The 14,828-nt window shown below is 70.9% G+C and carries 12 protein-coding genes; 3 read left to right on the plus strand and 9 right to left on the minus strand.

Features of this window, described 5'->3' with window-relative positions; all coding sequences use genetic code 11:
• Nucleotides 1-28: 28 nt before the first annotated feature.
• The 4 genes from AOM05_RS09790 to AOM05_RS09805 form a co-directional block, all read right to left on the minus strand.
• On the minus strand, nt 29-1,789 hold the full coding sequence (locus AOM05_RS09790; protein ID WP_156165144.1) for a DUF4012 domain-containing protein: 1,761 nt from the start codon (nt 1,787-1,789) through the stop codon (nt 29-31).
• Between the two features lie 111 nt (nt 1,790-1,900).
• Nucleotides 1,901-3,205: a glycosyltransferase family 4 protein gene (locus AOM05_RS09795; protein ID WP_228373256.1), complete on the minus strand. Its 1,305-nt coding sequence runs from the start codon at nt 3,203-3,205 to the stop codon at nt 1,901-1,903.
• Nucleotides 3,206-3,305: 100 nt separating this feature from the next.
• A complete protein-coding gene (locus tag AOM05_RS09800) occupies nt 3,306-5,375 on the minus strand; it encodes a polysaccharide biosynthesis tyrosine autokinase (protein WP_062521720.1) in 2,070 nt (689 codons plus the stop codon).
• Nucleotides 5,372-7,015, minus strand: coding sequence for a hypothetical protein (locus AOM05_RS09805; RefSeq protein ID WP_062521723.1), 1,644 nt, complete (start codon nt 7,013-7,015; stop codon nt 5,372-5,374). The genes AOM05_RS09800 and AOM05_RS09805 overlap by 4 nt, the downstream gene beginning before the upstream one ends.
• 179 nt (nt 7,016-7,194) lie before the next feature.
• Here AOM05_RS09805 and AOM05_RS09810 point away from each other — a divergent pair, with 179 nt between their 5' ends.
• The gene (locus tag AOM05_RS09810; protein ID WP_062521725.1) at nt 7,195-8,394 is read left to right on the plus strand and encodes a lipopolysaccharide biosynthesis protein; all 1,200 of its coding nucleotides are present in this window, start codon (nt 7,195-7,197) and stop codon (nt 8,392-8,394) included.
• Nucleotides 8,395-8,584: 190 nt separating this feature from the next.
• On the opposite strand, the gene AOM05_RS09815 is transcribed toward AOM05_RS09810, so the two are convergent.
• Nucleotides 8,585-9,688 (minus strand): hypothetical protein, encoded by a 1,104-nt coding sequence (locus tag AOM05_RS09815; protein WP_062521729.1) that lies wholly within the window; start codon nt 9,686-9,688, stop codon nt 8,585-8,587.
• A gap of 356 nt (nt 9,689-10,044) precedes the next feature.
• On the opposite strand from AOM05_RS09815, the gene AOM05_RS14420 reads away from it, so the two are divergent.
• Nucleotides 10,045-10,587, plus strand: a complete 543-nt coding sequence (locus AOM05_RS14420) for an arsenate reductase/protein-tyrosine-phosphatase family protein (RefSeq protein ID WP_062521732.1) — start codon at nt 10,045-10,047, stop codon at nt 10,585-10,587.
• 44 nt (nt 10,588-10,631) lie between these two features.
• Nucleotides 10,632-11,078: a hypothetical protein gene (locus AOM05_RS09825; RefSeq protein ID WP_062521733.1), complete on the plus strand. Its 447-nt coding sequence runs from the start codon at nt 10,632-10,634 to the stop codon at nt 11,076-11,078.
• A gap of 130 nt (nt 11,079-11,208) precedes the next feature.
• Here AOM05_RS09825 and AOM05_RS09830 read toward each other — a convergent pair whose 3' ends face one another.
• From AOM05_RS09830 to AOM05_RS09845, 4 genes are all read right to left on the minus strand, one after another.
• The gene (locus tag AOM05_RS09830; protein WP_062521735.1) at nt 11,209-11,475 is read right to left on the minus strand and encodes a hypothetical protein; all 267 of its coding nucleotides are present in this window, start codon (nt 11,473-11,475) and stop codon (nt 11,209-11,211) included.
• Nucleotides 11,476-11,604: 129 nt separating this feature from the next.
• A complete protein-coding gene (locus tag AOM05_RS09835; protein ID WP_062521737.1) occupies nt 11,605-12,732 on the minus strand; it encodes a glycosyltransferase in 1,128 nt (375 codons plus the stop codon).
• Nucleotides 12,733-12,793: 61 nt separating this feature from the next.
• Nucleotides 12,794-14,278: a sugar transferase gene (locus AOM05_RS09840; protein ID WP_082097430.1), complete on the minus strand. Its 1,485-nt coding sequence runs from the start codon at nt 14,276-14,278 to the stop codon at nt 12,794-12,796.
• Between the two features lie 38 nt (nt 14,279-14,316).
• Entirely contained in the window at nt 14,317-14,739 is a 423-nt protein-coding gene (locus AOM05_RS09845) for a hypothetical protein (protein ID WP_062521741.1), read from the minus strand.
• Nucleotides 14,740-14,828 lie beyond the last annotated feature (89 nt).

The following is a 14,828-nucleotide window of genomic DNA, read 5'->3' on the forward strand; positions in this document are numbered from 1 at the left end:
GAGGTAAACATCCCGTTACGTCCTCTTCTCAGCAGGACGGGGACTGCTCGAGCAGCAGCTGCGGCTGGTTGGGGCGCGGCCCTGGCGTCATCTGCAGTCCGGGTAGCCCCAGCTCCGCCTCCGTGGCCTGGAGCTCGTAGACCAGGTTCACCTGCCCGCCGGGCTTCAGCTCGATCCGCTTCTGCGACATCGCGCGCCCCTCGTGGACGTCCTCGACCACCTCCATGGCCTCGCCGTCCCGCGTGGTGCCGGTCAGCGCGAAGCCCGCCGGCGGGTACACCAGCACGTTCGCGTGGAACTCTCCGCGCGGCACGAACCGCGGGATCCCGGTGATGTAGTCCGGCAGGTCCGCGACGTCGCCTTCATACCCGTGGCGCAGTTCCACCTCCACGGTCATCGAGTCGATCGAGCCGTCGTTGCACTGGTAATCCGTCACCAGCACGTCGGAGCCGATGTAGTAGCCGATCTTCGAGCCCGAACCGTCGTTGAGGAAGACCCCCAACGTGTCGGGGCTCTCGAGGAACGCGCCTCCCACGCCCGTCGACGCGAGCAGGGCCTGCTCCTCAGCGTCGGCGGACCACAGCAGGAACCGGTGGGCCTCGATCGCCTGCTCCACCCCCGACACCGAGGCGACCTGACCGCCGACCACCTGCGCGAACAGCGCGGCGGCGGTGCGTGCGAAGAACTCGTCCTGCTCGAGCGGGTCCTCGTACAGGAAATACGCCTGGTTGAGCATCACCATCGCGAGGTTCTCCCCCGTGATCTCGATCCCGCCGGCCTCCAGCGGCGCCGATCCCTCGAGCATCCACCCGAGCGCCACGGGGTCGATCGACACCACCGCGTCCGGCCGCTCGCCGTACCTCAGCTCCCAGAAGTCGACCAGGATCTCGGCGGTGCGGGGGAACTCGGGGGTGAAGTTCGCGTCATGCGGATACGTGCTCATGCGGTCGGAGAAGATCCGCTCCTCGTCCTCCGTGATCGCCACCCGGCCCGCGTCGTCGATGAGGTCGCGCGCCGCCGCGTAGCGCCCCAGCTCCATCCGGCCGTCCTCGACCGTGAGTTCGAAGAACGCTCCGGGCAGCCCGCCCGTGGTGCGCGGCTCGGCGTTGTTCTGCACCACCACCAGGTAGTGACGCTCCCCCTCGCCGCCCAGCATCCCGGGCAGCAGCTCCGCGGTCGCGTGCGCGCCCGCGACCAGCCCGCCGAGCGTCTCGATCTGCCCCTCGAGCCCCCGCACCAGGTCGTTCACCGGCAGCCACGACCGCGACGTGTCCACCCCCGCAAGCGTCTCCGCCTCTGCGGCCAGCGTCTCCGAGGCGACCGCCAGCGGTCCGCGGTACTCCTCGAGCACGTACGGGTCCACGCGGCCGCCCTCGAACCTGGGGACCTCGAACGCCGCGAGGCTGTCCTGGCCCGCGAGCGGCGCCAGCGCACGGTCCGCCACGGCGCCCACCGCCTCGCCGGCGGCCACCAGGGGCGCCGCCTGCAGCCGCAGCCACGGCAGGTGGGACGCGATCCACCAGTGCGGCCCGGAGGTCGCGGCCTCGAACTCCTCCGCGGCCTCCTTGACCTGCGCGACCTCGCGCGTCAGCGCCTCGGCGTCCGCGGCGGCGAGCGCCTCCTGCGCTGCCTCCGCGTGCTGGTCGACGGCCGTGGCCGCGGCGGTGAGCCGCGCCGCGTCGTAGGTGAGGAACGCGAGCATGACGCCGAGCAGGAGCAGCACCGCACCCACGACCATCCACGGCCAGCGGCGTCGCCGCCTGCGCGGATGCGCGCTCTCGTCAGCCATGCGCCCCCACCCCCAGCGAGCCCGCACCTACGCGGACGGACAGGACATTCAGTGACATTCTAGGGAGGATGCACGGCAGAGAGCCAGGTCGCGGCCCACCCGGGCGCCGTTTCAAGCGGCGGGACGGACCTTCCCCTTGCGGGCTCTCTCGGGCTGCAGCGGGACGGGCTCCGCGATGGTGTCGGGCAGCGGGACGCCGAGCACGGCGCAGAACGCGTCGATCGCGGCGCTCTCCGTCAGCACCGCCTCGCGGTACGCGCGGCCGTTCTCGCCGTACTCGCGAGCCTTGTCCTGGTCGGCGGCGAGCGCGAGCGCCGCGTCGACCAGCGCGTCGGGGTCACCGGAGGCGACCACGGCACCCGCGCCCGCCGTCTCCACCTCCTCGGCGGTGATGCCGGTGAGGCTCGTGGCAGCGAGCACCGGCCGCGCCGCGTCGAAGTAGGAGGTGAGCTTGGACGGCACCGCCATCTCCATGACGCCGGGGGCCTCGTGCACCAGCAGCACGTCTGCGGCGCCCAGGGCGCTGCAGTAGTGCTCGTCGTCGAGGCAGTCGAGGAAGTCGACGTTGTCGAGGCCCTCCGCGAGCTCCTCGAGGCGGGCGCGCTCGGCGCCGCCGCCCAGGAGCACGAACCTCAACGCCTCACCGCGCTCCTGCGCGCGACGGGCCGCGTAGATCACGTGGTCGAGCCCCTGCTTCACGCCCATGTTGCCCGCGTGGAGCACCACGGACTCCTCGGCCCAGCCGCGGTCCTCGCGGGCGCTTGCCCGGTCGACGGCGCCGTGCGCGGGGATGTGCGTCCAGTTCCGGACCACCGAGACGTGCTCGGGGTCCACGCCGTAGTCCTCGCACACGTCCTTCTTGAAGCGGTCGTGGATCACCACCACGCGGTTGGCCTTGCGCAGGATGTAGCCCTCGACGGCGCGCATCACCTTCTCCACGAAGCCGCTGCCGGCGGTCTCCGCGACGCCTTGGCCGTACAGGTCCTGGACCCAGACCACGCGCGGCGTGCGCGGGTGGCGGATGCGCGCCCACAGGCCGGTGATGGCGGTGGAGAACAGCGCGGGCGAGATCATGAGGATGACGTCCGGCTTGCCGATCCCGCCGCCGAAGCTCGAGCGCAGCCCGAACGTGATCTCGGAGAGCAGCCGCTGCAGGCCCTGCGTCTTCTTGGGGACGTAGTGGAGGCGGCGGTGGACCGTCACGCCGCGGTCCTCCTCGTCGCGGCTCCACTCCCCGAAGCCGTCGTAGATGCGCCACTCCGGGTAGTGCGGATGCGCCGTGGTGACGTCGACCTGGCAGCCGCGGTTCACCAGCGCGCGCGCCAGCGCCCCGGTGTACGGTGCGATGCCGGTGCGCTCCGGCGGATAGTTGATGCCGACGATGCTGATGGCGTGCGCCTGAGCCGGAACAGTCACGGTTTCCCCCCTCATGCAGGGGCCGTGATCACTTCCCCCCGCTGGAACCGAGCGTAAAGGGGATTGTTCGGGATGAAAAGGCGAAAAGGGACATTCGCCGCTATCCCGCTTCCGACGGATCGATCGCGCCCGCGACGCGGACGCCCGCCGACACCGGCTCGGCCTCCTCCTCGTCCTCGACCTCGGGGGTCGGGAGCGAGGCGTCGTCGGCCTCGATGCGCTCCTTCTCGGTGGCCTCCGCCAGCTCGCGCTCGACCTCCCCGAGGTCCTCCGCAAACTCGGACTCGTCGACCTCGGGCACGGGGATAGAGTCCTCGTCGGCGGCCTCCTCGAGACCCTCCGGACCCTGCGGAGCCCCCTCGACGTCCTCACCGTCGGCGGCGGCGTCGGATGCGTCTGCCGGCGGCTCCTCCTCCGCGGTCTCGGTGGCGTCGAGCTCGAGGTCCAGCGCGTCCTGCGCGACGGGCGGCACGCTCGCCCGCGACTTGCCGCGTGGGCGCGGCGGCTTCTTCTGCGCGAGCTGATCGCCGTCGGACGCGACGGCGCCGGGACTGTCCGACGGCTCGTCCTCCGCCTCACCGGACACCGCAGCACCCTCGCCACCGTCGGCCGCGTCGACAACAGCCTCGGCGACCTCCTCGCCCGACCCGGCCACCGCATCGTCCACCGTGGCCGCGTCCTCAGCCGGCGCATCGTCCCCCGTCACGGCGTCCGCGGCGGCGGCCGCGACCACCACCTCGCCCGCGTCGTCAGCGAGCGCGGACTCGGGCTCCGGCTCGGCCGGCTTCTCCTCGATGGCCTTCTTCTCCCCCGACGCGTACACGTACGCGCCCGAGCGGTACGGCGACCGGTACGCCCCGCGCACCGGCACGCCGTCGAGGATCACGCCGATCGCACGGCCCTTGACCTTCTCCAGGTCGCCGATCGCCTGCTCGAGCTCGTCGATGGTGGTCCGCCCGGCCCGCGCCACCACCAGCGCGCCGTCGGTGCGCGCCGTCAGCACCGCGGCGTCCGTGACGGGCAGCAGCGGCGGCGTGTCCACCAGCACCATGGTGTCCGGCGGGAACGAGTACAGGAGCTCGTGCATCGCGTCCGAGGCGAGCAGCTCCGACGGGTTGGGCGGGATGGACCCCGACGCGAGCACCTGGAAGTGCCCCGTGGTGCCGTAGGTGTGCAGCGCCTTCTCGAGCGTGATGCGCCCCACCAGCACGTCCGTGAGCCCGATCGCGTCGGGCAGGCCCAGGGTGGTCGCGACCGCGGGGCGGCGCAGGTCCGCGTCCACCAGCACCACGTCGCGGCCCGCCTCCGCGATGGCCTCCGCGAGCTTGGCGATGGTGGTGGACTTGCCGTCGCCCGGCAGCGCAGAGGTCACCACGATCACCCGCGGCGGGTGGTCGATGTCCACGAACTGCAGGTTGGTGCGCAGCTGGCGGATGGACTCCTTCATCGCGAAGTCGTCGGCGGCGGTGACGCCCACCTTCGCGATCTGCTGGTTGAACGGAAGCGCGCCCACCACGGGGATCTCGAACAGGCTCTCGATGTCCGCGGGCTTGCGCAGGCGGCGGTCCTGCGTGGACCGCACCACCGCGACCACGATCCCCACCACCAGCCCGATGATCAGGCCCAACGCCACCGTCAGCTTCACGTTCGGGGAGGTGGGGACGTCCGGCAGGGACGCCGTGTCGAGCGCCATGAGGCCCACCGCCGCCGGGGAGCCGCCCGTCGCGGTCGCCTGCGCGTTCTCGATCTCCGCCACCACCGACGTGGTCGCGACCACCCACGCGTTCGCGAGGTCGCGCGCGGCCTCCGGCGTGGGCCCGTGCGCGTAGATGCGGATCACCGCGGTGTCCGTGGAGTTCGCGATGGTGACCTGGTCGAGGAGCTCGTCGGCGGTGTCCGTGGACCCCACCATCTCCCCCGCCCGCGCCGCGACGGTGCGCGACTTCGCGATGTCGACGTAGCTCTTGACGTTCGACTCCGCGTCGTTTCCCACGATGGCGGAGCCGTCTCCCGCCGAGGAGTCCGTGGTGATGACCGCGGAGCTCGCCGCCGTCCACACCTTCTCCTGGAGCATGGTCCAGCCGAATGCGAGCGCGCCGCCCACCAGCGTCATGGCGGCGATCGCCAGCCAGTGCGAGCGGAAGATCCGCATGTACTCCGTCAGCGTCATGAGTCCCCCCGGTCCCGAGCGCCTCGCGCCAGTGTAGGACCGCGCATCCCCCGCGTGGAAGATCCGGTTTCTCCCGGATTTCCCAGGTGCGGGCGGACGATGCGCCGGGCACCCTTGCGGGCCCCGTCCAGCAGTCCGGCCGCGGGTCCCGTGACGAGGTAGCAGGCCACCACCAGCGCCATGCCCTTGCTCATGGATTGCAGCAGGGGGCCGCGCATGAGGATGAAGCCGTAGCCGGCCAGCAGCGGGAGCAGCAACGCGACGAAGGTGGTCTTGCCGAACCCGACGTTGTCGCGCGTGAGGTCCAGGCGGTCCTCCATGCGCCGCGCGCCCCACCCGAAGAACACGAAGGCGGCGCCCATGCCGATCCACCCGAAGTCGATCCACACCTCGAGCGGCAGCGGCGAGCTGAGGTTGGTGATCGCGAGGTCGAAGTGCTCGCCCAGGAGCACGCCCGTGTCCTCCCCTTTGGCGGCCCACAGGGAGCGGGGGATGAAGAAGAGGAGCGCGGAGCCCGTCTGCAGGCCCTTGGTGAAGCCCTGGTCCTGGACGTAGTCGACGCCGTTGGCGGTCATCACCACCTGGTCGTAGTCCTTGGTGGAGATCTTCTCCGCGACGGAGGTGACCTCGACCTGGGCGCCCTGGCCCACCGCGTCGTAGCGGGTGACGTCCGTGTAGGGGAAGATCACGAGCGCGCCCAGGATGCCGAGGACAACGGCGGCCGTGAATCTGCGGCGGCTGAGGCCCGGGATCGCGTAGGCGATGCCCACCAGGACCGTGAGCGCCCAGTAGCGGGCCGTCACCAGGGGGTTGTTCACGATGACGTTGAGGCCCAGCACCAGCGCGAACCACAGGAAGTCCGTCGCCTCGCGCCGGCCCTTGTCCAGCAGCACGATGATCCAGCCGATCAGCGCCACCAGCGCCGGCCCCACGCTCGCCGCGAGGATGATGGTCGCCATCGCCTGGTTGCCGTCGGAGCGCAGGCCCGCGTCGAGGTAGGCCTGGGTGATGGCCGCTCGGGATTGGAAGAAGACGGCCGGGCCGCCCAGCGAGCTGACGTAGACCGCGGTGGAGACGGTGGCGAAGATGCTCAGCCCCACCAGGCGCGGGCGCGTCATGACGCGGCCCTTGGCCGGCGCATCGTCCCCCTGCTGCGTGCCGTTCTCCCGCGTGCCGGTGCGCTTGGCGAGGTGGTGGCCCACCTCGAACGCGATGGCGGCGCCCAGGAACAGGAGGCCGGCCTCGGCCATGTCCTCAACCGCGACCAGGAAGAACCCGAAGCTCTGCGTGTGCAGCTGAGCGAGGGGCACCACGCCCGCGGAGATGTAGAGGAACATCCAGAACGTGCCGGCGACTATGTGGGGGCGGGGTTGCGCGATGAGGATCGCGAGGCGGATGGCCGAGGCGCACGTGATGATGAGCGCGATCGGGTAGAGGCCCGGGGAGATGGACTCCTGCTCCTCGGTGACGGGCAGGAGCAGCACCGGGAGGGCGATCGCGAGGATCGCGAAGCACAGCGGGATCGCGTCGAAGGCGGCGCCGCCCAGGGTGCGGGCGCGGGCGAAGGCGCGCGTGAGCCGCGTCTGGGTGGGACCCAGCTGCGCCTTGCTGTGCGCCTGTTCGTTCCGTACCGCCGCCACCGATCTCCCCCTTCTCGGTGTGGGCCTTCTCAGGGTCAGGGTAGCCGCGCACGAGTGTTGCGGGTAGGGGTGGATTTCTGGGGCAAATCACCCGTGACGCGCATCAATGTCGCAGGTATGCTCGCAATGCGTCGCGATTCGGATGAACGGGACGTTCTAGCAACCGGACGGATGCGCGGATGAGACGACAGTTCGTCACACTCCTGGGGGCGCGCGGGACGGCGGGCCTGGCTCAGGCCGCGGTACTCGTGCTGGTCGCCCGGTGGATGCACGTGGCCGACTACGGCGCGCTCATGAGCTGGGCGGGGGCGCTGCTGGTCGCGGCCACCGTCGCGGACCTGGGCGTGAGCGGGTACGTGCTGGTGCAGCTGCCCAAGGGGCGGCTCGACACGGTGCGGCGGGCGCTGCGGCTCAACACCGTGACCTCTCTGTTGGGGGGCTTGGTGTTCGCCGTGGTGGGCGTTCTTATTGCGCCCGCCGGGATGGTTGCCGCCTTTGCGGTGCTCGCGGTCGCGGCGTTCCTCGAGAAGAACACCGAGACCTTGACCTATGTGCGCATCGCGCAGGGCGACAAGGTGATACCGGCGGTGTCGATCCTGCTGCGGCGTTTGGGGAACCTGGCGCTGACGCCGTTGCTGTACTTCGTGTTCGGGGTGCCCGCCGCGCTCGCTTACGCGCTCGGGTACGCGATCGCGTGCGCCGTCGCGCAGGTCCACGCGCGCCGCCCGGTCCACCGGTCCATCCCCGCGGGCGAGCTCGAGGGGACGTGGGCGGTGCTGCGGCACTCGCTGCGGATCATGGTGGAGCTCGCGGCCGGCGGGGCGCGGACGCTGGACACGGCGGTTGTCGGGTTTGTCGCGGGAGGTGCGGCGGCTGGTGCCTACGCGGCGGGCACGCGGCTCGCCAACCCGTTCGTCATCGTGGCCGGGACGCTGTCGAACGTGCTGATGCCTCATGTGTCCCTGGCGGATCACGCGGCGTCGCGGAAGATCGCGCGGCGGCTGGCGCTGGCGACCGTGGTGCTGGGGGCCGTGGTGATCCCGGTGGCGTGGCTGATCTCGCCGTTGCTGCCGTGGTTGCTGGGGTCCGGGTACGAGGAGTCGCAGCAGGTGTTCGCGTGGGCGCTGCCGGCGATCTTCTTCGTGGGGATGTCGACGGCGTTCGCGGGGTATCTGCAGGCGCTGGGCCGGTCGGGGTTCGTGGCGGTCGCCGCGGGGGTCAACGCGCCGGTCCTGCTGGGAGCCGTCGCCCTCGGTGCGTCCCTGGGGGGTGCCGCGGGGGCAGCTCTGGGGCTGTGCGCATCGTCCGCGCTGTATGTGGTGGTGCTGGGGGTGAGGTCGCTGCTGGCGACGCGGGCGCCGGAGACTGTCTCCAGTTGACCCCACCCCCCTGACCGCGCTCCACACGGATTCTGCAGCTGCGACCGTTCTAGTTGGGCGATGCGGTGCGAGTTGCAGGCGAATGCGGCCCGGTCGCGGATCCTGGGTGGAGCGCGGCTCACGCCGCGACGCGGAGAGCGTGTCGTCTCCCTGTGCTGCGACACCCGTGGGCGCCGCATCGGCGGAAACGCTAGAAGCGGCAGGTGCGGATTGCGTTGAAGCTCTGGCCGAACTGCTCCGCGAGTCGCGAGCGCTCCGTCGCCGTCGCCTTGCGCCATCCCGTCCCAAGAGCGATGGTCGGCTGCTTGTAGGTTCCGCCGAGCTTCGGCGTCCAGCGCTCAAAGGACCATCGCTCGAACAGGCGGGCCTGCGTCGACGTGCGGGCGCCCGCGTAGCACTCGGAGTCGCTATCGATGTAGCCGGCGACGAGCGCAGCGCGCCGGTCCTGCACGGTCAGGTACGCGACCGCGCCCCAGTACTGGCCGTCGGCCCTGGTAAGGCCATTCACGTACACGCGCGTGTACACGGGCCCGTCCATCCGGTTCACCGTCGCGATGTCCGTCCACGGCACGGTCACCGACATGATGTTGCAGCTTTCTAGCCCGACGACGTATCTCGGGTATGCCACCCGTAGCCCGCTCGAGGAGACTGTCCACGCGGCCGGCTGGCCCACGAGAGACATCTGTGTAGTCGAATTGCGCTCGGGGGTGAGGTCGTAGCGCACACAACCCGGGCGCTCCCGGAACAGCGTGGACACGATCGCAATGCGCGCCGCATAGTCCGAGATGTCAACGAACTTGCTGAGCGGCACCTTCTTGCCGGTCTTGAGGTCGAGGGTGAAGGAGGTCGCGAACGCCTCGGTGCCCGCAGACCCCTTGTCCACATCAATATCGTCCACCAGCCCCTCGAGCGTGAAGGACGCATACCGCCCCTGGTAGACGCCAACTGCAACCTTCGTCACACGGACGCCGGCGTCCACCGGCGGAAGGTCGTCGCAGGTCCCGCGTCGCTCGCAGTCGGCCCAAGCCCTCTTCACCGAAGCCTTCTTGTTCGCGATGATCGCCAGCGCGCGCTGCTTCACCGTTGCGCGATTAGCCGCCGTTGAACCGTGAAGGACCGGGAGCTTGTACGTCGTCTTCATCGTGTACGGCTTGGTCGTCACCGTGGTCTGCAGCTTCGAGACGGTCATCGTGGGCTTGCTCGTGGCGGTGAGAGTGGCCACGCTCGTGGTTGCGACGGCCTCCGCGGAGGTCGCCATCCCGACCGCGACCACCGATCCGACGAGTGCGGCCACCAGCCGAGAACGAAATTGTACGAAGCCCATGGATGCAACTTATCGGCATCCAGGCGCGCGTCAAGGGTCTAGCAGGGATTTTCGAGTGCGCCGGCGACCAGATGCCGCGCGCCCTGCGGGACGCTCACCGTGCTTTTTCAGGCTTCTATGCGCACTGCGGGACAGCCGCCTCAAGCGGGTCGCGGAGAGAGGCGCGGGCCTCGACCCGGCTCCACACGGATTCTGCAACTGCGCCCGGTCTGGTCGGGCGATGCGGCGTGAGTGGCATGCGCATGCGGCCCGGTCGCGGATCCTGTGTGCAGGAGCGCGGCTCGGTGGCCTGTGTGAAGCAGAGCGCACGCCGCTATCCTCGGGCCATGGCCACCGTCCTCACCGTGTGCACCGGCAACATCTGCCGCTCGCCCGCCGCCGAGCTGCTGCTCGCGCGCGCGCTGGGCGACCTGGCGACCGTGTCGAGCGCGGGCACGCACGCGCTGGTGGGTCACGGCGTGCCGGGCGAGATGCTGCACGAGCTGTCCACGGACGGCATCGACGGCTCGCTCCACGCGGGGCGGCTGCTGACCGAGCGGATCATGAACTCCTCGGACCTCATCATCACGATGACCGCGGAGCACCGGCAGCTGGCCGTGCGCACCGGCCCGGCGGCGCTCAAGCGGACGTTCACGCTCGCGGAGCTGGCGGCCGCCGCCGGCACCGGCGCGGTGCTCGAGGGCGACACCCCCGAGGAGCGGCTGGCGGACATCCCGCGCTCGATCGCGGCGCACCGCCACGTGCTCGCGGGCTACGAGCTCGACGACGTCCCCGACCCCTACCGCCGCTCGCAGCAGACCTATCACGAGGTCTACGGCCTCATCCGCGGCGGCGTGATCGAGTTCGCGGAATGGGTCTACGAGGGATAGCCCTCCCCCTGAATTCAGAACACGTTCGGAAGTACGCTGGGGGTATGTCCGCCGCGATCGCCCGCTACCAGTCGTCTGAGCTCAGCCGGAACTCGAAGGTCGTCTTCGAGGCGGCGGATCTTCACGCGGTCGAGATCACCCGTCGGGACGCGGCGCCTCTGGTCCTGATGTCACGACGCGAGGCCGACGCTCGCGACGCCCTGCTGCAGATCGCCGGCCAGCTCATCACCGCAATGCTCGGCCACGAGGGCGATCTGGCCACGCGGCTCTCGCAGATCTACCCCTGGATGCTCGCGCTCAGTGCCGCCGATCGAGCCGTCTGCGCGCAGGATCTGATCGACGCGGCGCGAGCCTCGTTCTCAACCGGACAGCCGCACCTGGCACTGGCCGAGATGCTCGCGTGGCGCGAGACCGCGACCGCGACCGCCGCAGGACTGGGGAGCGACCCCATCGAGTGGCTCGACGAGCCCCGACAGGTCGAGCGCCCTTAGGCAATCGCGCAGGGCGACGCGCGCATCTGGTTCTACGTCTTCGAGGGAGCGGTCTACCTGGAGCGCGTGCACACGCACCACCCGAACGCGACGAAGTAGCGCGATTACGGGGCGCGGCGAAGCGTCGAGCTCAGTCGCGCTCGGCTAAGCCGCCCACCGCATCGAGCTCCTCGCGCGAGATGCCTGCGAGCAGAGCGACACGGTCGGCTCGCGTGCCGTCGAGCTCGCGGAGCGCGCGGGCGACGGCGGCGTCGATCTCGTCACGGTGGTTCTCGATGTACTCGACCACCGCGCGCTCGACCAGATCCTTCTTAGGCATGCCGAGGAAGTGCGCGGCGTGCGAGATGCGCGTGTCGGACTCAGCGGAAACCTTGATGGGCGCGGTAGCGGTAGACATCGGGAGTGCCTCCTATGCGGGAAGTCACCGCGCAACTCGCGGTACCTTCCGGTACTTCGGTACCCGCGACTCTAGGCACGGGCGCTTCGGCAGGTCAATTGCGGGGAGCCTCACCCGGAGCGGCCCGGCCTATGCAGCCGGCTGCGGCGCGCCCGTCTGCGGCGTCGCGACCATGTCCTCCACCTGCTGCGCGGCGTGCTCCCATGTCCACCGTTCCCGCGCGTACTCGCACAGGGACGCGGCGGCGCCCCCCGCATCGTCCCTCGCGGCGCTGCTGAGGCCCTCGGCGAGCTTGTCGACGTCCTGCGGGAAGGTGCGGGCGACGCCGTCGTGCTCGGCCTCGAGCATCGCGACCACCCGATCCGAGGTCACCACGCCGAGGCCCGCGGAGGCGGCCTCCGCGACGGCGATGCCGAAGGACTCGTCGTCGGAGGCGAGGATGAAGACGCGGTGAGTGCGCAGCAGCTCGCGGCGCTGGTCCTCCTCGACGGTGCCGACGAAGGTGACGTGGTCGGCGATGCCGAGCTCGGCCGCGAGCGCCTGCGGGTCGAATCCGAGGCCCTGCTCGATGGGGCCGCCGACCGTCATGTCGTGCCCGCGGTCCTTGAGGCCCGACGCGGCGTACGCCTTGAGCGCGAGGTCGAGCCGCTTCTTGGGCGCGACGCGGGACAGGAACAGCACGCCGCGGCGGTCCTTCCACGGGGTGTCGATGAGGTGGAGCGCCGGGTCCACTCCCAGCACCATGGTGTCGGTGCGGGTGTAGCCGCGCTCGCGCAGGTAGCCCTCGTCGCGCTTGGAGTCGGAGACCACCACGTGCGCGTGCTTGAGCGTGGGGCCCAGCATCACCTTGTCCCACACGGCGTTCATCGCAGGGTGGCGCGGGTGGTGATCGGGGGTCCACACGCCGTGCGGCGCCGCGAGGAACGGCACGCCCTGGCGGCGCGCCTCGCGCATCCCGAACACCGAGGCGAAGCTGTAGACCCCGTGGATGTGGACCAGGTCCGCGTCGCCCACCGCCTTCTTGATGGCCTGGTGGAGGCCCCGCCCGTACGCCCACTGACCCGGCCCGAGCAGCGGGATGAGCGTGACGTCCGCGCCGGGGACGCGGCGGTCCTCCTCGGACTCGACCAGCAGGTCCGTCGCCACGATGCTCACCTGGTGCCCCCTGGCCTGCTGAACCGGGACCAGCCCGCGCAGGAGCGTGGTCGGTCCGCCCAGCCGACGGCTGGTGCCCGGCGCGATGTGCAGGATCCTCATGCGTTCCCCTCCTCAGCCCTCGCCCACCCCTCAGCCGGCGAGGCTCTCCGTGTTGTGCCTGCTAGTAGGCGCCCTTGCCCGCGACCACAGCCCAGACGGTCCTGAGCAGGATCACGGCGTCCAGGCCGAGCGTCCAGTTGTGCGTGTAGTGCAGGTCCAGGCGGACGCTCTCCTCCCAGGAGAGGTCGGAGCGGCCGCTCACCTGCCACAGGCCGGTGATGCCGGGCCGGACCAGCTGGCGGCGGAACACGTCCGCGTCCCACAGCTCGGTCTCGGAGGGCAGCGGCGGGCGCGGGCCCACCAGCGACATGTCGCCCTTGAGGACGTTGAACAGCTGCGGGAGCTCGTCGAGCGAGTAGCGACGGATGAACCGTCCGACCGGCGTGATGCGCGGGTCGTCGTGGCGCTTGGCGAGGACGCCGTTGCCGTCATCTTGTGCCAGGGCCTCGGTGCGGCGCGCGTCCGCGTCCATGTACATGGAGCGGAACTTGAGCATCTGGAACGGCTCGTGGTCGAGGCCCACGCGCTGCTGCTTGTAGAGGACAGGGCCCTTGCTGGTCACCTTCACCGCGACGGCGATGGCGAGCATGGGCAGGGCGAGCAGGAGGACGATGCACGCCGCACCTACCTTGTCGGCGGCGTACTTGAGCGCGCGGCTGGGTCCCGAGAAATGCGGGGGCTCGACGTGCATGAGCGGAAGGCCCGCGACCTGGCTGACGAGCACCCGGGGGGCGGCCACGTCCACCACGGTCGGCACCACGATCAGCCCGATGCCCGTGTCCTCCACCGCCCACTCGAGGCGGCGCGCCTCCGCGAGCGAGACGTCGTCGTTGCCCGCCAGCACGATGTATTCGGCGCCGACGCGCTGGGCGGCGACCGCCGCATCGTCCACCGAACCCAGGACGGGGATCTCGGTGAGGTCCTCCGCCAGCGGGCCGACCGTCGGGTTGGAGCCCGTGCCGGTGCCGCGCGCGCCCGAGAGGCAGACGCCGACGATGCTGTACGCGTGGTCGTAGTCGCCGTTGAGGCGGCGGACCATCTGCGCGACCGTGCGGCGCGGGCCGGCGATCACCACGGGCTGGCGCAGGCGGCCGGACTTGCGCTGCGTGTGGAGCCAGGCGCGCCAGGCGCGGCGGTAGCCGAAGAGCACGAGCGTGCCGACGGGCAGCGCGAACAGCAGGTAGCCGCGGCTGAGGGCCCAGCCGCCGAAGAAGCCCACGACGGCGACGATGGCGAACGTGCGCAGGCCGGCGGCGAGAACCCGCTGGTACTCATCGGGGCCGGAGCCGATGATGCGAATGTCGCGCGAGCGCGTCCAGCCGAGCTCGAGGATCCACAGCGCGGAGATGCCCACAGTCGCCCAGATGTACGCGGGTGCCGCGGGGCCCATGAGCGGGATGAACGGCTCCCACCCGAAGCGGAGTCCGTGCGCGATCACCATGGTCATCGCGACCACGAACGCGTCCGTGAGCGCGATGCGGCGTTGGACGCTGCGCTGCCATTGCCTGGAGCGCTGCCCCACCGGCGCGGTTGCCGCTAGCACCATAGGTTGTCCCCCCGGTCAGCCCTTGTGCGGTCTGGTGGCTACTGCGCGTCCTCGGGCCCGTTGCGTCGAGCCGCGACGATCACGGTGGTGGCGCCCGCGACGAGCAGCACGCCCGCCCCGAGAGCCATGGTGGTGCCGGCGAAGCCGGTGGCGGAGAGCACGGCGCTGGTGGTTTCCGTGGCGGTGGTGCCGGTGTCCTCGCTCAGGACCGCAGTGTTGGTGACGTCCACCGCGACCGAGCCGACCGCGCCGCCGTCCACGATCCCGGTGGCGGTGACGGTGCCCGAGGCGTCGCTCGGGGTGCTGACGGTGAAGCTGGCGGCGCCGCTGCGCAGGGCCTTGGTGCCCGAGGTGACGGTGCCGGCGATCGCGGCGTCGAAGGTGGAGGCGCTGGTCTGGAGCGCCGCCTTGTCGCCGAGCGTGCTGGTGACGGTGCAGGTGAACGAGTCCCCGGCCGCCACGCTGGTGGCGCTGCAGGTGATCCTCGACTGGTCCTCCGGAGGCTCCGGCGACGGAGCGACGTATGCGAATGCGGCGGCCGGGGCGCATG

It is taken from the genome of Demequina silvatica (assembly GCF_000971215.1).
Taxonomy (GTDB): domain Bacteria; phylum Actinomycetota; class Actinomycetes; order Actinomycetales; family Demequinaceae; genus Demequina; species Demequina silvatica.